This window comes from Pseudomonas chlororaphis subsp. piscium, from assembly GCF_003850345.1.
Classification (GTDB): Bacteria; Pseudomonadota; Gammaproteobacteria; order Pseudomonadales; family Pseudomonadaceae; genus Aquipseudomonas; species Aquipseudomonas piscium.
Genome location: NZ_CP027707.1, coordinates 4,782,631 through 4,802,559, shown reverse-complemented (window position 1 = coordinate 4,802,559; position 19,929 = coordinate 4,782,631). Strand labels below are relative to the sequence as shown.

Below are 19,929 nucleotides of genomic sequence, written 5' to 3'. Positions count from 1 at the left end.
TTCAATGAGGCAACTCCCCACGGCGACAGGTTCAGCCGCGGGCTTCGAGGATCATGCAGGTGGTGGAACCGGTGGCGTACAGGCGGCCATCGACGTCGTAGATCCGCCCTTCGGCCAGGGCGGTGGAGCGGCCCAGGTGGACGATCTTGCCTTCGGCGCGGATCGGCCCGCTGCTGCCGGTCAGGGCCCGCACATAGCTGATGCGCAGGTCCAGGGTGGTGTAGCCCTGGCCCTTGTTCAGCCGGGTGTGGATCGCGCAACCCATGCAGGAATCCAGCAGGGTCGCGGCATAACCGCCGTGCACGCTGCCCAGCGGGTTGTAATGGCGGGCATCCGGGGTGCCCTGGAACACGAAGTGCCCGGCGGACCATTCGATGGGGATGAAATCCAGCAGCGTGCCGATGGGCGGCGAGGGCAGTTCGCCGTTGCCGATGCCTTCGAAGAACTCGGCGGGGGAGAGGGCGCTGACTTCGGCCAGGGACAGGCTGCCCGGACCGGCCAGGCGTGCGCGCATGGCCTGTTCCTGGGCAATCCACTGGGCCAGGGTGGCGTCGCGGGATGGGCTTTGCATGGGCGTTTCCTCACGGGGCGAAATAAGATTACGAGTGAAATATTATGATCGAAATATTATTTCGCCCAGTGCCAAAAACGCCACAGATCGGATGATTCGGCCACCTACACCTTGATCGCGCCCTCAGGTCATATCGCTGTGGCTGAACTCCTCGCCGAGAAAGTCGATCAGGGTGCGCACCGACGGCAGCAGGCCCCGGCGCGACGGGAAGATCGCATGGACGATCCCGCACTTGGGCGCCCAGCCCGGTACCAGATGCACCAGGCGTCCGGCGGCCATGTCGTCGCGCACCACCACGCTGGGCAGGTGGGCGACGCCGATCCCCGCCAGCGCCGCCTGGCGCAAGGCGATCAGGTCGTCGGTGACCATTCGCGGCTTGTGGCGAATCTGCGCCAGAGACTCGTCCGGGCCGAACAGCTCCCACTGGTATTCGCGCTGCGCCGCGCCCCAGTGCAGGCTCGGCAGGCCGCTGAGGTCGGCGGGCGAGGCGGGGTTCGACAGGCGCGCGAGAAAGTCCGGGTGGCCGACCAGGCACTGGGTGCTGTTGCCCAGCACCTTCATCACCAGGTCGCTGCTTTCCAGCGGCGGGAAGCGCACCCGCAGGGCGATGTCGAAACCCTCGTGGATCAGGTCGACCCGGCGATTGGTGCTCTCGATGAACAGCTCCACCAGCGGGTACTTGAGCATGTAGCGGGTCAGCATCGGCCCGACCCAGGAGTTGAGCAGCGCGGTCGGGCAACTGATGCGCACCAGGCCCTGGGGTTCGGAACGGTTGCGCTCGATGACTTCCGCGGCGCTTTCCGCTTCCACGCGCATGGCCAGGCAGCGCTGGTAGTACTCATGGCCGATCTCGGTGAGCGAGCAGTGGCGGCTGGTGCGGTGAATCAGGCGCACGCCGAGGCGCTCTTCGAGCTGGGCAATACGCCGGCTGAGCTTGGACTTGGGCATGTCCAGGGCGCGCCCGGCGGCGGCGAAACCACGGTGTTCGACGACCTGGGTGAAGTAATAGAGGGTGTTGAGGTCTTCCATCATCGTTCTCCAAATAGAACGCTAAGGACGAATTTTGCAGTCTAGTGCATCAAAGGTATGGGTTTTAAGGTGTATCCACGAAATAACTCACCCATGTCGGAGGCTCCAGCATGAAAAACATCATCGGTATCTACACCAGCCCACGGTCTCACTGGGTGGGCGACGGTTTCCCGGTTCGTACGCTGTTTTCCTACGACAACCTGGGCAAGCACATCAGCCCGTTCCTGCTGCTCGACCACGCCGGCCCGGCTGAATTCACCCCGACCCACCAGCGGCGTGGCGTTGGTCAGCATCCCCATCGCGGCTTCGAAACCGTGACTATCGTTTACAAGGGCGAGGTGGAGCACCGCGACTCCACCGGCAGCGGCGGCAAGATCGGCCCTGGAGACGTGCAATGGATGACCGCGGCCTCGGGGATTCTCCACGAGGAGTTCCACTCCGAAGCGTTCGCCCAGTCCGGTGGCACCCTGGACATGGTCCAGCTGTGGGTCAACCTGCCAGCGCGGGACAAGATGGCCGCGCCCGGTTACCAGACCATCCTCGATGGCGACATTCCGGCCATCGCCCTGAAGGACAAGGCCGGCACCCTGCGGCTGATCGCCGGCGAGTTCGACGGCGTCAAGGGCCCGGCGCGCACCTTCACCCCGATCGACGTCTGGGACATCCGCCTGAATGCCGGCAAGCCCCTGACCCTCGACCTGCATGAGGGGCGCAACACCGCCCTGGTGCTGTTGCGTGGCACGGTTCAGGTCAATGGCCAGGAGTTGGTGCGCGAAGGCCAGTTGGTGCTGTTCGAGCGCGACGGCGACCAGCTCAGCCTGGAAGCCAACAACGACGCGGTGGTGCTGCTGCTCAGCGGCGAACCGATCGACGAGCCCATCGTCGGCCATGGCCCGTTCGTGATGAACAGCGAGGCCGAGATCCACCAGGCATTCGTCGACTTCCAGTCCGGCCGTTTCGGCCAGATGCCTGGCTGACACCCGCTTACCGACTTGCACAGGACGCGTAGGCCGGTTTCAGGGCCAGGGATGGCTGTTGCCTTAAATAAATGCCCCAGACACAAGAGGAACTGCATATGAACACCCTCAACGCGGCCAACTTCAATGGCCTGAAACCGACCATCGACCCCAACGATGCGGCAATGTTGCTGATCGACCACCAGAGCGGGCTGTTCCAGATCGTCAAGGACATGGACGTGCCGCAACTACGGGCCAATGCCATCGCCCTGGCGAAAGCCGCGACCCTGTTGCAGATGCCGGTGATCACCACGGCCTCGGTTCCCCAGGGGCCCAACGGCCCGCTGATCCCGGAAATCCACCAGGAGGCGCCCCATGCCCGGTACGTGGCGCGCAAAGGTGAAATCAACGCCTGGGACAACCCCGAGTTCCGGGCGGCGGTCGAGGCCACCGGCAAGAAAACCCTGGTAATCGCCGGCACCCTGACCAGCGTTTGCCTGGCATTCCCGTCGATCGCCGCGGTGCATGAAGGCTACAAGGTGTTCGCGGTGGTCGATGCCTCGGGCAACCATTCGCGGCTGGCCACTGATCTGACAATCGCCCGCCTGGCCCAGGCCGGGGTGGTCCCGATCGACATCATGGCTACGCTTTCTGAACTGCAGGGTTCGTGGAACCGCCCGGACGCCGAGCAGTGGGCCGCGGTCTACGCCCAGGCCATGCCGCACTATCAGTTGCTGATCGAGAGCTACCTCAAGGCCCAGCAAGTGGCGAATGAACACGAAGTGCTGGATTCCCAGCGCTGAACCAACACCCCCCACGCCGATTTCCATTCGGTATCGACAAGAAGCGAGGACTACCCCATGACTGCTGCCTACAAGCGTCTCGACAAAGACAACGCCGCCGTGCTGCTGGTGGATCACCAGGCCGGCCTGCTGTCCCTGGTGCGCGACATCGACCCGGACAAGTTCAAGAACAACGTGCTGGCCCTGGCCGACCTGGCCAAGTACTTCAAGCTGCCGACCATCCTCACCACCAGCTTCGAAACCGGCCCCAACGGCCCGCTGGTGCCTGAGCTCAAGGCATTGTTCCCGGACGCGCCGTACATTGCCCGGCCAGGGCAGATCAACGCTTGGGACAACGAGGACTTCGTCAAGGCGATCAAGGCCACCGGCAAGAAGCAACTGATCATCGCCGGCGTGGTGACCGAGGTTTGCGTGGCGTTCCCGGCGCTGTCGGCCCTGGAAGAAGGTTTCGAGGTGTTCGTGGTCACCGACGCCTCCGGCACCTTCAATGAGCTGACCCGCGATTCGGCCTGGAACCGCATGTCCACCGCCGGCGCCCAGCTGATGACCTGGTTCGGCCTGGCCTGCGAGCTGCACCGCGATTGGCGCAACGACATCGAGGGCCTGGGCACCTTGTTCTCCAACCACATCCCGGACTACCGCAACCTGATCACCAGCTACACCACCCTGACCTCCGGCAAATGATCGCCTGTAGCCGCTGCCGAAGGCTGCGATCGCTGGCGTAGCCAGCGCGATCCAGGGCATGCGATCCACGACGGCTACGCTGCCGAACGCAGGCGATGCCAGCGGCTACAGAGTGAACGACGTCGTTGCACACAGGGGCCTCCCATGAGGCCCCTGTTTTTGTTTTTCCGGCTATACCTGCAAGGTCGCTTGTGTGAGATTGTCGCGCCTCTGACCGTGCTGGAGTTGCTTGATGTCGATTCTGTTCGCCGACCACCCGTTGTTCGCCGCATTGGTGCTGCTCCTGCTGGACATGCTGCTGTGGCGCTTGATCGGCGCGCGGGGCGGTTACTGGAAGCTGCTGGTGCGGGTGCTGATCTTCACCCTGTACAGCGTGCTGCTGTTCAACCAGGGGCTGAACCCGATGCAGGCGGCGCCCTGGCCGGAGGACGTGCCGCTGCACCTGGCCGCCACCGGGTTGCAGATCGGTTGGTGGCTGTTCGGCGCGCGGACCCTGACGGTGTTGCTCGGCACCCTGATGATGCAACGGGTCGGGCATACCGGGCGGCTGTTGCAGGACCTGATGGGGGCGGTGATTTTCCTGATCGCCATCATCGCCGCCATGGCCTATGTGCTGGAGCTGCCGGTCAAGGGCGTGCTGGCCACCTCCGGCGCGGTGGCGATCATTGTCGGCCTGGCGTTGCAAAGCACCCTCAGCGACGTGTTCTCCGGCATCGTGCTGAACACCACCAAGCCCTATCAGCTCGATGACTGGATCTCCATCGACGGTACCGAAGGCCGGGTCACCGACATCGACTGGCGCGCCACCCGCTTGCAGACCTCCCAGGGCAGCATGGCGGTGATCCCCAACTCCCTGGCGGCCAAGGCCAAGATCATCAACTTCAGCCGTCCCGCCGATATGCACGGGCTGTCCATCAGCCTCCAGGTCAGCCCCCACGCGCGGCCGCAAACGGTGATCGAGGCGCTGGAACGGGCCATGCTCGGTTGCCGTTTCCTGCTTCCCAAGCCGGCCCCCAGCGTGGCCCTGAAAAGCTCGGGCAACGCCGGGGTGGAATACGAAATCAGCGGCTTCGTGGCCTCCATGGGGCAGAAGCGCGAGGTACGCAACCAGTTGTTCGACCTGGCCTTCCGTCACTTGCAGGCGTCTGGCGTCAGCCTGCTGTCCAGCGGTGAAAGCAGTGTGCCGGGCAACTTGTCGCGACCGCGGGCGCTGCTGGACAGCTCGAGCATTTTCTCCACCCTGCGCCAGGAAGAGAAGGAAACCTTCAGCCAGAACATGACCCTGCAGACCTTCCGCGCCGGCGAGACCATCCTGCCGGCGGGCGAGGTCAGCGATCACCTGCTGATTATCGAATCGGGCGTGGTTTCCGTCAGCCTGATCCGCGATGGCAAGCCCTTCGAGGCCGGGCGCATGGGGCCGGGCGAAGTGATAGGCGAGGCGGGGGTTGCCGATCAGGCAACCGCGGCGGACTTCTCGGCCAAGACCTTCTGCACCCTGTACCGCATCGAAAACGAATACCTCAAGCCGTGCCTGGACGCGCGGCGCGATATCCACGAGGCGATGAAAAACCTCCTGGATTTCCGCCAGCACATCGCCCAGACCCTGACCCAGGAAACCCCGCGACCGGTGGTGAAGAGAGGCTTCATGCAGTGGCTGCGCAACCGCGCCTGACCGTCAGGCTGGGCAATGTGATTAATGTCTTCTGTAGGAGCGAAGCTTGCTCGCGATAGAGTCCGTTCAGGCACTGCGATGGATGGCCGCTACGCGGATCGCGCGCAAGCTGCGCTCCTACAAAAGAGAGGGGGCATTGGTCACCTGGTCTTAGCCGGAATTGGTTATTGGTATGGACTGCGCCCGGGCTTAACGTAGCGCCACATTCACTTGATCTGGAGCCATCCCATGCAACCGCGTATCGATTTCTACACCGCTTCGCCAGACGCCCTCAAAGCCATGATCGCCCTGGAAACCGCGGTCTCGAAACTGCCCCTGGAAAAGTCCCTGATCGAGTTGGTGAAGCTGCGCGCCTCGCAGATCAACGGCTGCGCCTTCTGCGTCGACATGCACACCGCCGACGCGCGCAAGAGCGGGGAAACCGAGCGCCGCCTGTACGCGGTCTCGGTCTGGCGCGAAACGCCGTTCTTCACCGACCGCGAGCGGGCCGCCCTGGCCTGGACCGAGTCCCTGACCCGGTTGAGCGAAACCCACGCGCCGGATGCCGACTACGAGCTGCTGAGCAGCCAGTTCAGCCCCAGCGAGCAGGTCGACCTGAGCCTGGCCATCGCCACCATCAATAGCTGGAACCGCCTGGCGGTGGGCTTCCGCAAAATGCCCCAGGCCTGATTCCGAGGCTCAATGGCCGTCGGCTGACGGCGCCGGCGGCGGGGTGACCTTGCGCATCAGGGGCACCATGGCCGTGGCGATGATGAAACACAGCATGATCATCAGGAACGCGTCGCCGTAGGTTTGCGTCTGCGCTTCGCGGTAGGTCAGTTGCCAGAGTTGGCGCAGGCTGGCGCTGACACCTTCGTCGCCGCTCTGGCCCAGCGCCGCGAAGTTGCCGCCGACCCGGGCCAGCCATTGGTTGAGCGCCTCGTTGCTGCTGTTGAGGTGTTCGGCCAGGCGGGTGAAGTGCAGGTTGGTGCGGTCATTGAGAATGGTCGCGCAGGCGGCGATACCGATGGCGCCGCCGAGGTTGCGCATCAGGTTGAACAGCCCCGAAGCATGCTTGAGCCGCGCCGGCGCGAGCCCACCCAGGGTCAGGGTCACCGCCGGCGGCACCGCCAGTTGCTGGGCGATGCCGCGCAAGGCTTGCGGCAGCAGCAATTCCCTGGCCCCCCAGTCATGGGTGATGGGGCTGAAATCCCACATCGACAAGGCGAACAGCCCCAGGCCCGCCATCATGATCCAGCGCAGGTCGACGCGGTTGGCGAGGAACGCATACAGCGGGATCGCCAGCACCTGGAACACCCCGGTGGAAAACACCGCCATGCCGATATCCAGCGCGCTGTAGCCACGCACCCGGCCGAGAAACAGCGGCGTCAGGTAGATGGTGGCGAACAGGCCGATGCCGGTGACGAAGGAAAAGAAACAGCCGAGGGCAAAGTTGCGATCCTTCAGGGCGCGCAGGTCGACGATCGGGTTGGCCACCTGCAGGGTGCGGCCAATAAAGGCCAGCCCGGCCAATCCGGAAACCCAGGCGGTGGTGAGGATGGTGCTGTCGCTGAACCAGTTCCAGCGCGGGCCTTCTTCCAGGGTGTATTCCAGGCAGCCGAGAAACAGTGCGAGCAACAGCATGCTCAGGTAGTCAGCGCCCTTGAGCAGCGCCAGTTCCGGCTGGTCGATCCGGACCAGCATGGGCACCGCCACGGCGACGAAAATCCCCGGCAGCAGGTTGATGTAGAACAGCCAGTGCCAGCTCGACACCTCGGTGATCCAGCCGCCGATCACCGGGCCCAGGGTCGGCGCCAGGGACGCCACCGCGCCGATGGTCGCCGCGGCGATCACCCGCTGCTTGCCGGTGAAGAAAAAGAACGCGGTGGTGAACACCAGGGGGATCATCGAGCCGCCGAGAAACCCCTGCAGGGCGCGGAACACGATCATGCTCTGGATGTTCCAGGCCACGCCGCACAGCAGGCTGGCCAGGGTGAAACCGACCGCCGAGGCGCAGAACAGCCAGCGCGTGGAGAACACCCGCGACAGCCAGCCCGACAGCGGGATGACGATGATTTCGGCGATCAGGTAGCTGGTCTGCACCCAGGCGGTTTCATCGGTGCCGGCCGACAGCCCGCCGCCGATGTCGCGCAACGAGGCCGAGACGATCTGGATATCCAGCAGGGCGATGAACATGCCCATGCACATGGTGGCGAAGGCGAAGACCTTGGTGGCCGTGGCCATGCTGGCCGGGTTCAGTGGCAGGGCCGGGGCGGCGAGGGCGCGGCTCATGGCGCGCTGGCCACGGCAGGTTCAGGCGTCTCGGGCTCGTTTTGGGTATTGACCGCGGCCGTCACCGACAGGCCGGGGCGCAGTTGGCCGAGCAGCGCGTCCTGCGGGTCGAGGATCACCCGCACCGGTACCCGCTGGACGATCTTGGTGAAGTTGCCGGTGGCGTTTTCCGGCGGCAGCACGCTGAACTGCGCGCCGGTGGCCGGCGCCAGGCTGTCGAGGTGGCCGTGGAATTCCCGGCCGGGCAGCACGTCGGCGCGGATCACCACGCGCTGGCCCGGGCTCATGTGTTGCAACTGGTCTTCCTTGAAGTTGGCGTCCACCCACAGGCCGCTGGCCGGTACCAGCGACAGCAGTTGCGCGCCGGCCTGGGTGTAGGCGCCATTGCGCGCCCGGCGGTTGCCGATCACCCCGTCCATGGGCGCGCGGATTTCCGTGTAGCCCAGGTTCAGTTGCGCCAGGTCGCGTTCGGCGCGGGCCTGGAGCAAGGCTGCCTTGGCTTGCAGCTTCTGGGTGGCGATCACTTGCAGCTGGCGCTGGGTCGCCAGCAGTTCGGCCTGGGCCCGGGTGTTGAGGGCCTGGGCGGTCTTGAAGCCGGCCTCGGCGCGTTGCGCGCTTTCCACCGACACCGCCGAGCTACCGACGAGACGTTTGTAGCGGGCATTGTCGTCGCGCGAGCGGGTCATTTCTGCGGCGGTGGCGTCGATCCCGGCGCGGGCCTGGCTGATCACCGCGTGCTGCAATTGTTCGGTGGCATCCAGGTTGGCCAGCAGCGCTTCCTCGGCGGCCACCGCGCCTTCGGCCTTGGCCAGGCTGGCGCGGTAATCCCGTGAGTCGAGGCGGATCAGCAGGTCGCCGGTCTTGACCCGCTGGTTGTCGCTGACCAGCACCTGCTCGATGTAGCCGGCCACCTTGGGCCCGATCACCGTCACGTCGCCGCCTATATAGGCGTCGTCGGTCTGCTCGATAAAACGCCCGCTGGTCCACCAGTGCAGGCCATAGAACAGCAGTGCCGCCAGGGCCACCAACGCCAGGGTGACAAGTAGCAGGCGCTTGAGCAAAGGCGGCCTGGCCGGGGTCGGGATGGCGGTGACAGTGGCCGGGTCGATGGCGGGCAGGCTGGTCATGGCAGGTACCTGGAATGGAAATATTACGAATGAAATATGATGTTTGTAATATTTTATTGCAACTCAATTTTCGTACCGATCGTCAGGTGCGACCCGGGGGGGATGGGCGGATGACGCGGGCGTTTGGCGAGGAGGAATCAGGGCCCAAGCGGAAGCAGTTGGCGCAAGCCGTGGCGAAGACTATTGTTGGCAATCTGAATAACTGCCCGAGGAGAGCGATGCCATGAACACCAGTGATTTGCTTGAACAGTTGCTGCGCGCCGGCCAGGCCTCGATGACGCAGCAGGGTGGCGGGGCTTCGGCGCCGCAGGATGGCCTGGGAGGCCTGGGTGGCTTGCTCGGTGGTCTGTTGGGCGGTAACAGCGGTGGCGGAGCCCCGGGTGGCCTGGGTGCTGGCGGGCTGGGAGGCCTGTTGGGCGGCCTGCTGGGCGGTTCCGGGTTGGGCGGCGCGACGTCCGGCGGAAGCCCTCAGGGCCGTTCCGGCGGTGGCATGAACTACGCGGCGCTGGCCTCCCTGGGGATGATGGCGTTCCAGGCTTACCAAGCCTGGCAACAACAGCAGCAATCGGCGGCGCCGCAACAGGCGTTGCGCACCGTCGACCAACTGGCCGGGCCGGAAGTCGAGGAACACAGCCATGCGATCCTCCGTGCCCTGATCGCCGCGGCCAAGGCCGATGGCCGCATCGACGAGCAGGAAAAACAATTGATCAGCGCCGAGATCGGCCGGCACACCGACGATCCGCAATTGCAGCAATGGCTCGACGACGAAGTCGCACGTCCCCTGGACGCCGCCGACGTGGCCCAATCGGCCGCGGGCGAACCGGGCATGGCGGCGGAAATGTACCTGGCCAGCGTGATGCTGGTGGACGATCAGCAGGACGCCGAGCGCAGCTACCTGGACGAGCTGGCGGCGGCGCTGCGGATCGATCCCGAGCTGCAAGTGCACCTGGAACAGCAGGCCAAGGGCGGGGTGGCCTGATCAACAACGCGGACCGGCCCCGGGTGGGGCCGGCCCATGGCCCATGACGGGAGTGCGGCAACAGGGATATTCATCTTTCAAGGAGCGATACGCCATGAGTTCACTCAACCGAGAGCTGCCGGACATCTTCAGGCAATCGGCATTTTTCAGGGCGCAGGACGTCTATCACCCGTACATGGACTGGCAGACGCTGGTCCATGATTTCTACCCCGACTCGCTGCTGGAACTGACCCAGTCTCAATCCAGTATCACCGCGTCCTTTTACGGCCAGATGCTCAAGCAGGCCGGCGAGCTGTTTGGCCTGGAGCGCATGCAGGAACTGTCCAGCCGGACCTTCTACCAGCACGGCAAAAGCCTGGCGCAGCGCCACATGGCGAGGAAACCCGAGCTGGAGCGCAATGCCCGGGGCATCACCACGCTGGTGCTCGCGGCGATCTTTACCTCCAACCCGGAATACCGTTTCGAGATCCTGCAATTCGACGCCGGGCATGCGCGCATCCGCATGACCGGCGTCGACCGCTACCACCGCATCACCCACGCCCTGGGAATCGACCAGCACCTGCAATGGCCGGTGAACGGCGACTTCTTCACTGGATTGCGCGACGAGTTGGGGCTGGCCGAGCTGTACGCCATCAGCCAGCAGCTCAAGTACCTGGATGAAAGCAGTCGCTGCGATTACGAGATCGATATCCGCGCGATCTGAGGGGGGGGGCGAAGTACCCGGCCACCCGCAGCGCTTAGGCGGTGTGGGTGGCGCCATCGATGGCCGGGGTGGATTGTCGCAGCGCGGATTTATTTGCCATCTCCGGGCGCCGGCGAGGTGATAATGCCCGACCTGTCCGCCACGCAAGCATCGTTGCCATGTTCGAGATCCAGCCGCAGAACCCCGAGAGCTTTCGCCAGCAAACCCGCCGCAGCACGCTGTTTATCGCCTTGATCTTCCTGTCCCTGGCCATGCTGCTGTCCAGCGCCGCGGTGCTGCTGTTCGGCACGCCTGGCGGCGATAACTTCCGCCTGAATGTCGCCGGCGTGCTGGCCGGGTTGGTGCTGAGCATCGTGCTGATGCGCGTGCGCTTCTGGTCGCAGCCGTGGATGGCCGCGGCGGTCTACGGCTGGCAGCTCAAGCGCAGCCTGATGAGCGTGACCAACGTCATGCACCACGTCACCGCCGGCGTTGAGGCTCAAGACCCGACGGCGATGAAACTGCTGCGCTTCTACCACCTGGGCCTGACCCAGATGCACCAGCTGGATGCCAACTCCAGCGCGCTGAGCCAGGTGGTGCACGAGATCGACCGGCACAAGGAGCGGATGGAAGCCCTGGGCATGGACACCGAGCAGAAGCGTTTGAATCCGGACTGGATCGAAGCGGTGAAGCGGATTCCGCCAGCAAAATGACCTGAAAAGGGACGGCTTCGAAGGTTTTTTCCGGCCGCTTAGGAGTCAGTTTAGACATGTGATTGGTGCATGAAATTAGAAGGTTTCATGCGCTGGGTACATGGAAAAAAGACAAAGAGTTATAACGTTAGATTTTATTTATATAAATGGACATAAGCATTAGCCGCTATGCTGCCGCCAGTTTTTTACCTGGCCGCGGTTGATGCGTAGGGCTTATTGATGGATGTGGGTAATTTTGGTTTTGTAATCGCGGGCCTGCTGGTGGGTTTCATTGTGGGGATGACGGGGGTGGGAGGCGGCTCGCTGATGACCCCGATCCTGTTGTGGTTTGGTATCAACCCGGCGACCGCTGTCGGGACCGACCTGCTGTACGCCGCCATCACCAAATCCGGTGGTGTGCTGGTCCATCAGAAAAATCGCAACATCGACTGGAAGATCACCGGCTGGCTGACCCTGGGCAGCGTGCCCGCGGTACTGGCCACCCTGTGGTTCCTCAAGAGCCTGGACACCGACCCGCAAGCGCTGAACAGCGTGATCAAACAGGCTTTGGGCTTTGTGCTGCTGCTCACCGCGCTGGCGATCCTGTTCAAGAAAAAGCTCCTGGCTTTTGCCCAGAAGCATGCCGGCGATCACTACCACCTGAAGGATTCCAGCCTCAACGGCCTGACGGTGGTGACTGGCGTGGTCCTCGGCACCATGGTCGCCCTGACCTCCATCGGCGCTGGCGCCCTGGGCACCGTGGCGCTGTTCATCTTGTACCCGTTCCTGGCCACCAAGCGCCTGGTCGGCACTGAAATCGCCCACGCCGTACCCCTGACCCTGGTCGCCGGCCTGGGGCACGCGAGCATGGGCAACATGGACTGGCAACTGCTGGGCTTTTTGCTGATGGGCTCGCTGCCGGGGATCTGGCTCGGCAGCCACATGACCGGCCGCGTCTCGGACGAACTGCTGCGGCCGTTCCTGGCGGTCATGCTGTTTTCCATCGGCTACAAGCTGGCGTTCTGAACCCGCGCTGGCGGGTCGAACCAAGAGCCTCCTGCGGGAGGCTTTTGTGTTTTTTGGGGGTGTGCCTCACTGATTTGACTGGCTCTTTCAGGATCGCCTGATTCAGCAGTCGGTTATGCGTCGTTACGTTCGAGGCCCATTCCTCAACAAGAACGTACGCCATGGTCTTTGTCATCAGGGAAGGCGACCCCACTACAACCGGCGGCAAGGTCATTGCCGGATCAGCCACCACCTTCGTCGTGGATCAACGGGTCGCCCGCATTGCCGATCCGGTGTGGTGCCCGGTGTGCCAGACGGTGGGCTATATCGCCGAAGGTCACCACACCTTGCTGGATAACCAGCAAGCCACGGCGGTGGAAGGTGGCCTTGTGCAATGCGGCTGTCCGACCGGGGCCAATCGGCTGATTGCCACCCAGTGTTCGGTCATTTCCGGAGATCAGCCAACCATCCCGCTCGACAGCGATTACATCGGGCCTGCGGTGATCAATACCCAGCGATGGGCCGACGCTATTTATAAGGGGTATCCGCAGAATGAGTTTGCCGATGCGGTGCCGCGGGATCAGGTGCGCGGCCTGACCGTTGCTCACGGCGATATCGTTTCACCGCCGCTGTCCGTGCAGGACACGCAACACCTGGTAGAACCGGGTTTTCATATCGTGCAAACGCCGATGACCCGCGCCGCACTGGAGACGGTGCTGTTCGGCCAAGCCGATGAGGCTGTGCTGGAGAAGTTCCGCCGGCTCAATCCCCAGCTATCGAGTCCTGCCAAACCTGGTCAACTTGTTGTGCTCAGTCATCCCGACAACTATCAATGCACCCGTGAAGAAGCCTTGCTGATGGAAGCAGCGGAGAAGATCAGTGCTGCCTTGGCGTCCATGAGCGATGAAGAAGCGGCCTTTATGTTCAAGTACCGGGCGCAGGTTGAATCGATATTGTCCTATGGCTCGACGACGTTAAACGTCGGCACGGCGGCCGCGGGTAACCATATGGAGGGTTTAAAAAGAACGTTACTGGATATCGAAGCACTTCATCAGAAGTTCTTTCTGCGGGATGGGCATCTGCGCAGCGTCGAGTTCTTCAGTGAAAGAAAAAAGCTGTTTGCACAGCTGGACGCTAGCCTGCTGCCCATCACGAAAATGAGCATTGCCTTCCCCGATCACCCCAGCCTTAAAAGCGCCTTGGGGATTTCCAGTCGTAGTCTGGTGCATCGCTGGACCCAGGCGGGCGCAGTGGGGCAGATACCGGGGTACGCGACGCATATTGAAGGTGTTTCCAGGGCGTCCAAGACTCTAAAGTGGGGTGGTTGGATTGGGACTGCGCTTGGTGGTGGGGCCTCTTATGTGAAGGTGCAGGATGTTTGTTTGGCAGGGAACAAGGAGGCATGTGAGAGGGTGAAGTTCACGGAGACGGGGAGCTTCTTGGGTGGGGTAGGTGGCGGGGCGGTAGCAGGGGCGTTTTTAACATCGTCCATGGCTGGAAGTATCTGTGTCGCTATGGGTGTCCCTACAGGTGGTATTGGCAGCGTGGTCTGTGGTTTGGTAGTGGCCGGTGGTGGGAGCTATTTTGCCAGTGAAGGTGGAGGGGCAGCCGGAGAGTTTTTGGGAGAGCTGATTTATGAAGGAAGGAACGCATGGTAATCACTACCGCACATATCGTGCTTGGTGTTTTTATCGGGATAACTTTTCTCGGTATGTTCACCATGATCGGTGTCTATATCTACTGGGGATATACCCGCATGGACGAGATGCTCGGGTATGTCAAAAACTGCCAGATGATCACCGGCAACAGGTTCTATCTGCATATGGGAGCCTGGGGGCGGATGATGATGGTGGGGGTGGTAGCGGGTTATCTGGCATGTCCCGGCTTCTTCATCAGAAGGGGATTGTTGGATGCTGATGAGATAGACAACTTTCCTCAGCCTCTTAAAAGAAGACTGATTATTTCGCATTGGATCATGGGCGGGCTGCTGGTGAGCCTGGGCCTGGAGTACATAGCGATGACGATAATAAGAAGCTAGTCCGCACTATTCACGATGCAGCCTGGCTCGCTGGTCTGGAACCTGAGGGCAGGCGAGTGACCTGCCCCCAGACCACTCTCAGCGTTGGGCCAACCAGTAGTCATGCAGCGCCCGGGCTGCCTGTTCGACGCTGGCCACAGTCTGACGATGCTGAACCAGATCCAGGTCGGCCGGCAGTTCGAAGTTGTCCTGTTCGGCGCAGGTGATGATGGCTTGCAGCTGGGCGGCCTGGGTGGCGGGCAGTTCGGGCCAGTTGCTTACGGCCATGGCGCGGATGTAGCCGAAGCACCATTCTTCCGCCAGCGTCAGCGGCTGGTCCTGATGCTCGGTCTGTTCGAAGCGCGGCTGAAAGCTCGCCGAGTCGCTCGCCAGTGCGGTGGCGAGGGCGTTCAGGTGGCGCACGCTCAGCTCGATGAAGCGCTTGCACTCCTCGGGGTCCTGCCAGTCCGGGTTCTGCCCGCCCCAGATGGCCGGGAACCATTCGGCGATGTCCACCTGGGCCGGGCCGGACACCAGGGCGGTGCAAAAACCGTCGAGCTCGGCCAGGTTGAGCACGGAATGGTCGTCGCCGTACTTGAGCAGGGTGTCTTCGATGAATTCGAACTCGGTGGGGCTGAGCGGCTGGTTGTGCATGGACGGCTTCCTTGGAAAAACGTGCGCCCCAGGGGCTGCGCGGAAAAAAGACGCGGAGGATGGCGCGTTCCGCCAGTTTTATCCAGCGCCGATCATCGTCGCGGAGCGCGTTGTCATGGATAAGGCGCGCCCCCAGCCGGTCCAGCGACCGGGTCCGTTAATCGACCCGGTCGCTGTTTTTCTCAGGGTTGCGTAGCCGCGCCGACCTGCTTGTCCAGGGCATCGAGCAGGGCATGGGCGACCTTGACCCGTTCGGCGTTGGGGTAGTTCTTGTTCGCCAGCAGCACCAGGCCGATGTCCTTGCCGGGCACGAACAGCACATAGGCGCCGAAGCCGTTGGTGGAACCGGTCTTGTTCAGCAGGGTATTGGCCCGCGGTGCCTGGGGCGGGGTGAGCCAGCGGGTCGGGTGCGGTTCGAAGGCCATCTGCGACGAGTTGCCAGCCAGCAGGGCGTCCAGGCTGAGCGGGTAGGGGTAGAGCTCCCAGCCCAGGCCCTGGGTCATGCCTTCGACCTGGTAATAGCCGGTGTGGGTGATGGCGATTGCCTGCGGCCAGGGTTGCGGCAGCGACTCGGGCTTGAGGTTGGCCTGGACGAAACGCAGCAGGTCGGCGGCAGTGGTCTTCACCCCGTAGGCCTCGGCATCCAGGGCGCCGGGGCCGACCCGCACCGGCTTGCCATCCTTGCCGTAGCCCTCGGCGTAATTGCCCATCTGCGAGTTCGGCACCTGGATGTAGCTGTGCTGCAGGCCCAGTTGCGGGAACAGCTTCTGCTCCAGCAATTGCTCGAAGGGCTGGCCCAGGCTTTGCGCGGCCAGGTAGCCGAACAGGCCGATACTCGGGTTCGAGTACAGGCGCTGGGCGCCGGGGGCAAAGGCCGGTTTCCAGGCCTGGTAGTAGCCGAACATTTTGTCCTGGCTGTCCCACTGCTCCGGGAACTGCAACGGCAGGCCGCCGGCGCTGTAGGTTCCCAACTGCAACAGGCTGACATGCTCGAAAGCGCTGCCTTTCAATGCCGGCAGGTAGCGGCTGGCCGGGTCGTTCAGGGACAGTTTGCCGCTGGCCTGGGCATAGGCCCCCAGGGTCGCGGTGAAGAGCTTGCTCACCGAGCCGACCTCGAACAGCGTGTCCGCGTCTACGGCTTTCTGCCCCTCTTTGGAGGCCAGGCCGTAGTTAAAGTAATGGGGCTGCCCTTTGATGCTGATGGCCACCGCCATGCCGGCGATGTCCTGTTGTTGCATCAACGGGCGGATCGCCGCGTCGACCAGGGGCTTGAGGGCGCTGTCCGGCTGGCTGGCGGCCAGGCAGGTGCTGGCGCCGGACAGCAGCAGGGAAACGGCGAAAAATCCGGATAGGACTAGGTTTTTGTTGTGCATGATGGGCTGACATTCCATGATTTTGCAGGGTGATAGCCGCTACACTCCGAGCGGCTTTTACCAGCGCCTGTCCTTGCAGTCAGGGGGCAGGGCGCTGCGAGCCGGCTCAATGTAGGCGGTCGGCGAAGGATCGACAAACGACGATATTTCGCAGGAGCCATTAGAAAAACTAGGGAATGCTCATGATTCGACCCCATCTGCCGCTGAATGCCCTGCGGGCCTTCGAGGCCTCGGCGCGGCATTTGAGTTTTACCCGCGCGGCCATCGAGCTGTGCGTGACCCAGGCGGCGGTCAGTCATCAGGTGAAAAGCCTCGAGGCCCAGCTCAACGTCACCCTGTTCAAGCGCCTGCCCCGCGGGCTGATGCTGACCAGCGAGGGCGAAACCCTGCTGCCGGTGCTGTGCGAGTGTTTCGATCGCATCGCCGAAACCCTCGGCCGCTTCGAAGGCGGGCACTACCGTGAAATGCTCAGCGTCGGCGCGGTCGGTACCTTTGCCGTTGGCTGGTTGTTGCCGCGCCTGGAGGACTTCCAGGCGCGGCATCCGTTTATCGACCTGCGCCTGTCGACCCACAACAACCGGGTCGATGTCGCCGCCGAAGGCCTGGACTACGCCATCCGTTTCGGCAGTGGCGCCTGGCACGGCACCGATGCCATCCAGTTGCTGGAGGCGCCGCTGTCGGTGCTCTGCGTGCCGGAGCTGGCGCGGCAGCTGCACAGCCCCGTCGACCTGCTCGGCCAGACCCTGCTGCGCTCCTACCGTACCGACGAATGGCCGGAATGGTTCAGCGCCGCCGGCCTGCCGGCCAGCACCCTGCCGTCGCGCAGCATCGTCTTCGACTCGTCCCTGGGCATGATGGAAGCCGCGCAACAGGGCATAGGCGTGGCCCTGGCACCGCCGCTGATGTTCGCCCGGCAGCTGCACGCCGGCAGCATCGTCCAGCCGTTCGCGGTGGGCATTACCACCGGCAGTTACTGGCTGACCCGCTTGCAGTCACGGACACAGAGCCCGGCGATGCTGGCGTTCAAGGAATGGCTGTTGGGGACCGTAAAGGAAGGCTGAATGGCTTTAGTCAACATTAAGTTGAATATTCAACTTGTTGTTGATATTTTCGCCAGATTCTTTTTCTGCGAAACCGCCATGAAAACCCCCAGCAGCCCTTTTTCCCCCGAGTGTGCCGCCGAACGCCAGTTGGTGTTCAAGGTGCTGCACAGCACCCTGAATATGCTCGGCAGCGTGGTGGGCCGGCACACCGAAATCGTCCTGCATGACCTGACCCGGCCCGAGGCCTCTATCCTTGCCATCGCCAATGGCCATGTCACCGGTCGCCGGGTCGGCAGCCCGGTGCTGGCCGGGCCGCGCGAGGACCTGGGGTTTATCGCCGTACGCCGGGCGATGGAGGATAGCTCCGGCAGCGAACCGGTGCTGGTGGAGAACTACCCGACCACCGCGCCCGACGGTCGCCCGTTGCGCAGCTCGACGGTGGTGTATCGCGACAGCAGCGGCCAGCCCTTCGCCACCCTGTGCACCAACGCCGACCTCAGCGGTATCGCCGCCGCCCATGCCTGCCTGGGCGAGCTGCTGGGCCTGGGCACAGCCCCCGAACCGCGCCACGACGAGCCCCAGGACATGGAGCAGTTGATGGCGGAAATCATTCAGCAAGCCTGTCCCGGCGGCCGGGCATTGATGAAGAAGGCCCAGAAGCTCGAAGCCGTGCGCCAGATGCAGGACCGCGGGCTGTTCATCGTCAAGGGCGGCATTGAGAAGGCCGCCGCGGCCCTGGGTGTCACCCGCTACACCATCTACAACTACCTGGACCAGATCCGGGCCACAGACCAAGCCAGTCAACAGGAGTGAACCCGATGCAGCTCGACATCTTTCAGGTGGATGCTTTTTCTTCCACGCCTTTCGGCGGCAACCCGGCGGCGGTCTGCCCGCTGGACGCCTGGCTGCCCGATGCCACGCTGCAACGGATCGCCGAAGAGAACAACCTCTCGGAAACCGCCTACTTCGTGCGCAACGGCGAGCTGTTCGAGTTGCGCTGGTTCACCCCGACCGTGGAAGTCGACCTCTGTGGCCACGCCACCCTGGCGGCGGCCTGGGTGCTCTTCGAACAGCTGAACGAGCCCAGCGAACTGCTGCGCTTCAGCACCCGTAGCGGTGAGTTGCGCGTGCGCCGTGACGGCGAGCGCCTGTCCATGGACTTCCCGGCCAAGCAGCCGGCGGCCGTGGAGATTCCGCCGAGCCTGCTGCAAGCCCTCGGCCTGCCGCGCGCAGAAGCCCTGTACCGCACCGACGACTACCTGCTGGTGGTCGAGGACGAAGGGATCATCGCCGGCCTCAAGCCCGACTTCGTCGCCCTGGCCAACTTCGATGTGCGCGGCATCGCCGTCACCGCACCGGGCCAGCAGTTCGACTTCGTCTCCCGCTGGTTCGGCCCCAGCGTCGGCGTCAACGAAGACCCGGTCACCGGCTCGGCCCACACTTCCCTGGCACCCTACTGGGCCCAGCGCCTGGGCAAAACCCGGCTGAGCGCGGAGCAGGGTGGGGCGCGCAAGGGCCAGCTGTGGTGCGAGGTGCTGGATAACGGCCGGGTGCTGATCAGCGGCCAGGGCGCGCTATACCTGAAGGGCACGATCTTTATCTGATGGCCTGGCGTTTCCTTCGCCAGGATCATCAGTGAACGAAGATCGCCGGAACCGCTTCATGCACTTCCGGCGATCCTTATTGCGGGGCTCAGCCTTGCAGCGCGGTCATCAGCACCTGCACCAGTTGACCGCCCTGCGGCGTCGCCCAGCTTCCCGCCAGTTCGGCGATCAGTTGGTTGGTGCTGGTCAGGGTCACGCCGCCCTTGTCCATCCGGCGCAGGGCAATGTCATCGGCCATGGCGCTGGGGGAGCCGCCAGCGTCGGCCACCACCTGCACTTCATAGCCATCGCGCACCAGGCTCAGGGCCGGATACACCGTGCAGACGTCATTGGTGACCCCGGCGATGATCAGTTTCTTGCGGCCGGTGGCCTGGACCGCTTTGGCGAAGTTGTCATCGTCCATGGCGTTGACGATCCCCAGGCGCTTGATGCGGGCCGCGAATTCCCTAGGCAGGATCTGCTCCAGTTCACTCAGCAGCGGACCCTGGGCGTATTCCTCCATGCTCGAGGTCAGGACCACCGGCAGTTGCAGGATACTGGCGGCCTTGGCGAGCATCAGCGCGTTGCGTTTCATCTCTTCGAAGGGAATGGATTTCACCCAGCCCATGGTCCCCACCTGATGATCGATCAACAGCAGGGCGGCATTCTCGGCACTGAATCTTTCGTAGGACATGATGGTGCTCCTGGTATGTGAGGTTGGGGCGCTCGCGCCCGGGGGTTAGAGGCGCTCACTCCCCGGGGGTGGAGGCGTTGCGCCCCGATTGATG

Annotated in this window: 21 protein-coding genes; 14 read left to right on the top strand and 7 right to left on the bottom strand. The window is 63.5% G+C overall.

The features are described from left to right. Positions 1-31 precede the first annotated feature (31 nt). Together C4K38_RS21605 and C4K38_RS21600 are read right to left on the bottom strand one after the other, a co-directional pair. Positions 32-571, bottom strand: a complete 540-nt coding sequence (locus C4K38_RS21605; protein ID WP_025804946.1) for a PaaI family thioesterase — start codon at positions 569-571, stop codon at positions 32-34. Between the two features lie 123 nt (positions 572-694). Then, positions 695-1,603: a LysR family transcriptional regulator gene (locus C4K38_RS21600; RefSeq protein ID WP_053280118.1), complete on the bottom strand. Its 909-nt coding sequence runs from the start codon at positions 1,601-1,603 to the stop codon at positions 695-697. A gap of 107 nt (positions 1,604-1,710) precedes the next feature. Here C4K38_RS21600 and C4K38_RS21595 point away from each other — a divergent pair, with 107 nt between their 5' ends. The 5 genes from C4K38_RS21595 to C4K38_RS21575 all read left to right on the top strand — a co-directional run bounded on the left by C4K38_RS21595 (position 1,711) and on the right by C4K38_RS21575 (position 6,384). Further along, positions 1,711-2,577: a pirin family protein gene (locus C4K38_RS21595; RefSeq protein WP_053280117.1), complete on the top strand. Its 867-nt coding sequence runs from the start codon at positions 1,711-1,713 to the stop codon at positions 2,575-2,577. Between the two features lie 98 nt (positions 2,578-2,675). Further along, on the top strand, positions 2,676-3,359 hold the full coding sequence (locus tag C4K38_RS21590) for an isochorismatase family protein (protein ID WP_028682082.1): 684 nt from the start codon (positions 2,676-2,678) through the stop codon (positions 3,357-3,359). Between the two features lie 57 nt (positions 3,360-3,416). Continuing rightward, complete coding sequence (gene ycaC, locus C4K38_RS21585; RefSeq protein WP_053280116.1) at positions 3,417-4,043, top strand: isochorismate family cysteine hydrolase YcaC; 627 nt, start codon at positions 3,417-3,419, stop codon at positions 4,041-4,043. Between the two features lie 232 nt (positions 4,044-4,275). Further along, positions 4,276-5,715, top strand: coding sequence for a mechanosensitive ion channel family protein (locus C4K38_RS21580; RefSeq protein WP_053280115.1), 1,440 nt, complete (start codon positions 4,276-4,278; stop codon positions 5,713-5,715). 228 nt (positions 5,716-5,943) lie between these two features. Beyond that, on the top strand, positions 5,944-6,384 hold the full coding sequence (locus tag C4K38_RS21575; protein ID WP_025804939.1) for a carboxymuconolactone decarboxylase family protein: 441 nt from the start codon (positions 5,944-5,946) through the stop codon (positions 6,382-6,384). Between the two features lie 9 nt (positions 6,385-6,393). Here C4K38_RS21575 and C4K38_RS21570 read toward each other — a convergent pair whose 3' ends face one another. Together C4K38_RS21570 and C4K38_RS21565 are read right to left on the bottom strand one after the other, a co-directional pair. Next, positions 6,394-7,986, bottom strand: coding sequence for a DHA2 family efflux MFS transporter permease subunit (locus C4K38_RS21570; protein WP_053280114.1), 1,593 nt, complete (start codon positions 7,984-7,986; stop codon positions 6,394-6,396). Further along, a complete protein-coding gene (locus C4K38_RS21565; RefSeq protein ID WP_053280113.1) occupies positions 7,983-9,113 on the bottom strand; it encodes an HlyD family secretion protein in 1,131 nt (376 codons plus the stop codon). The genes C4K38_RS21570 and C4K38_RS21565 overlap by 4 nt, the downstream gene beginning before the upstream one ends. 223 nt (positions 9,114-9,336) lie before the next feature. Between C4K38_RS21565 and C4K38_RS21560 the strand changes: the two genes are divergently transcribed. The 6 genes from C4K38_RS21560 to C4K38_RS21535 all read left to right on the top strand — a co-directional run bounded on the left by C4K38_RS21560 (position 9,337) and on the right by C4K38_RS21535 (position 14,509). After that, positions 9,337-10,092: a DUF533 domain-containing protein gene (locus C4K38_RS21560; RefSeq protein ID WP_053280112.1), complete on the top strand. Its 756-nt coding sequence runs from the start codon at positions 9,337-9,339 to the stop codon at positions 10,090-10,092. A 94-nt stretch (positions 10,093-10,186) separates the two neighbouring features. Further along, a complete protein-coding gene (locus C4K38_RS21555; protein ID WP_053280111.1) occupies positions 10,187-10,795 on the top strand; it encodes a hypothetical protein in 609 nt (202 codons plus the stop codon). Positions 10,796-10,953: 158 nt separating this feature from the next. Beyond that, complete coding sequence (locus C4K38_RS21550; RefSeq protein WP_053280110.1) at positions 10,954-11,487, top strand: DUF3087 domain-containing protein; 534 nt, start codon at positions 10,954-10,956, stop codon at positions 11,485-11,487. Positions 11,488-11,706: 219 nt separating this feature from the next. Further along, positions 11,707-12,492, top strand: a complete 786-nt coding sequence (locus tag C4K38_RS21545) for a sulfite exporter TauE/SafE family protein (protein ID WP_009049969.1) — start codon at positions 11,707-11,709, stop codon at positions 12,490-12,492. 161 nt (positions 12,493-12,653) lie between these two features. Next, positions 12,654-14,129, top strand: a complete 1,476-nt coding sequence (locus tag C4K38_RS21540; RefSeq protein WP_053280109.1) for a PAAR domain-containing protein — start codon at positions 12,654-12,656, stop codon at positions 14,127-14,129. Further along, complete coding sequence (locus C4K38_RS21535; RefSeq protein WP_053280108.1) at positions 14,123-14,509, top strand: hypothetical protein; 387 nt, start codon at positions 14,123-14,125, stop codon at positions 14,507-14,509. Before C4K38_RS21540 ends, C4K38_RS21535 begins: the two co-directional genes overlap by 7 nt. A gap of 78 nt (positions 14,510-14,587) precedes the next feature. Here the strand turns inward: C4K38_RS21535 and C4K38_RS21530 are convergent, their stop codons facing one another. Both C4K38_RS21530 and ampC read right to left on the bottom strand, forming a co-directional pair. After that, positions 14,588-15,142: a UPF0149 family protein gene (locus tag C4K38_RS21530; RefSeq protein ID WP_053280107.1), complete on the bottom strand. Its 555-nt coding sequence runs from the start codon at positions 15,140-15,142 to the stop codon at positions 14,588-14,590. Positions 15,143-15,324: 182 nt separating this feature from the next. Next, on the bottom strand, positions 15,325-16,515 hold the full coding sequence (ampC, locus tag C4K38_RS21525; RefSeq protein ID WP_081001561.1) for a class C beta-lactamase: 1,191 nt from the start codon (positions 16,513-16,515) through the stop codon (positions 15,325-15,327). A 182-nt stretch (positions 16,516-16,697) separates the two neighbouring features. Between ampC and C4K38_RS21520 the strand changes: the two genes are divergently transcribed. The 3 genes from C4K38_RS21520 to C4K38_RS21510 all read left to right on the top strand — a co-directional run bounded on the left by C4K38_RS21520 (position 16,698) and on the right by C4K38_RS21510 (position 19,162). Continuing rightward, a complete protein-coding gene (locus C4K38_RS21520; RefSeq protein WP_053280214.1) occupies positions 16,698-17,576 on the top strand; it encodes a LysR family transcriptional regulator in 879 nt (292 codons plus the stop codon). A 78-nt stretch (positions 17,577-17,654) separates the two neighbouring features. After that, positions 17,655-18,371 (top strand): helix-turn-helix transcriptional regulator, encoded by a 717-nt coding sequence (locus C4K38_RS21515; RefSeq protein ID WP_053280213.1) that lies wholly within the window; start codon positions 17,655-17,657, stop codon positions 18,369-18,371. Positions 18,372-18,376: 5 nt separating this feature from the next. After that, positions 18,377-19,162: a PhzF family phenazine biosynthesis protein gene (locus C4K38_RS21510; RefSeq protein ID WP_053280104.1), complete on the top strand. Its 786-nt coding sequence runs from the start codon at positions 18,377-18,379 to the stop codon at positions 19,160-19,162. An 88-nt stretch (positions 19,163-19,250) separates the two neighbouring features. Here the strand turns inward: C4K38_RS21510 and C4K38_RS21505 are convergent, their stop codons facing one another. Beyond that, on the bottom strand, positions 19,251-19,835 hold the full coding sequence (locus C4K38_RS21505; protein WP_053280103.1) for an isochorismatase family protein: 585 nt from the start codon (positions 19,833-19,835) through the stop codon (positions 19,251-19,253). Positions 19,836-19,929: the final 94 nt, after the last annotated feature.

Bases quoted from the DNA above. Each gene is read 5' to 3' on its own strand.
- C4K38_RS21605 (WP_025804946.1), bottom strand. From the start codon at position 571: ATGCAAAGCCCATCCCGCGACGCCACCCTGGCCCAGTGGATTGCCCAG.
- C4K38_RS21600 (WP_053280118.1), bottom strand. From the start codon at position 1,603: ATGATGGAAGACCTCAACACCCTCTATTACTTCACCCAGGTCGTCGAA.
- C4K38_RS21595 (WP_053280117.1), top strand. From the start codon at position 1,711: ATGAAAAACATCATCGGTATCTACACCAGCCCACGGTCTCACTGGGTG.
- C4K38_RS21590 (WP_028682082.1), top strand. From the start codon at position 2,676: ATGAACACCCTCAACGCGGCCAACTTCAATGGCCTGAAACCGACCATC.
- ycaC (WP_053280116.1), top strand. From the start codon at position 3,417: ATGACTGCTGCCTACAAGCGTCTCGACAAAGACAACGCCGCCGTGCTG.
- C4K38_RS21580 (WP_053280115.1), top strand. From the start codon at position 4,276: ATGTCGATTCTGTTCGCCGACCACCCGTTGTTCGCCGCATTGGTGCTG.
- C4K38_RS21575 (WP_025804939.1), top strand. From the start codon at position 5,944: ATGCAACCGCGTATCGATTTCTACACCGCTTCGCCAGACGCCCTCAAA.
- C4K38_RS21570 (WP_053280114.1), bottom strand. From the start codon at position 7,986: ATGAGCCGCGCCCTCGCCGCCCCGGCCCTGCCACTGAACCCGGCCAGC.
- C4K38_RS21565 (WP_053280113.1), bottom strand. From the start codon at position 9,113: ATGACCAGCCTGCCCGCCATCGACCCGGCCACTGTCACCGCCATCCCG.
- C4K38_RS21560 (WP_053280112.1), top strand. From the start codon at position 9,337: ATGAACACCAGTGATTTGCTTGAACAGTTGCTGCGCGCCGGCCAGGCC.
- C4K38_RS21555 (WP_053280111.1), top strand. From the start codon at position 10,187: ATGAGTTCACTCAACCGAGAGCTGCCGGACATCTTCAGGCAATCGGCA.
- C4K38_RS21550 (WP_053280110.1), top strand. From the start codon at position 10,954: ATGTTCGAGATCCAGCCGCAGAACCCCGAGAGCTTTCGCCAGCAAACC.
- C4K38_RS21545 (WP_009049969.1), top strand. From the start codon at position 11,707: ATGGATGTGGGTAATTTTGGTTTTGTAATCGCGGGCCTGCTGGTGGGT.
- C4K38_RS21540 (WP_053280109.1), top strand. From the start codon at position 12,654: ATGGTCTTTGTCATCAGGGAAGGCGACCCCACTACAACCGGCGGCAAG.
- C4K38_RS21535 (WP_053280108.1), top strand. From the start codon at position 14,123: ATGGTAATCACTACCGCACATATCGTGCTTGGTGTTTTTATCGGGATA.
- C4K38_RS21530 (WP_053280107.1), bottom strand. From the start codon at position 15,142: ATGCACAACCAGCCGCTCAGCCCCACCGAGTTCGAATTCATCGAAGAC.
- ampC (WP_081001561.1), bottom strand. From the start codon at position 16,515: ATGCACAACAAAAACCTAGTCCTATCCGGATTTTTCGCCGTTTCCCTG.
- C4K38_RS21520 (WP_053280214.1), top strand. From the start codon at position 16,698: ATGATTCGACCCCATCTGCCGCTGAATGCCCTGCGGGCCTTCGAGGCC.
- C4K38_RS21515 (WP_053280213.1), top strand. From the start codon at position 17,655: ATGAAAACCCCCAGCAGCCCTTTTTCCCCCGAGTGTGCCGCCGAACGC.
- C4K38_RS21510 (WP_053280104.1), top strand. From the start codon at position 18,377: ATGCAGCTCGACATCTTTCAGGTGGATGCTTTTTCTTCCACGCCTTTC.
- C4K38_RS21505 (WP_053280103.1), bottom strand. From the start codon at position 19,835: ATGTCCTACGAAAGATTCAGTGCCGAGAATGCCGCCCTGCTGTTGATC.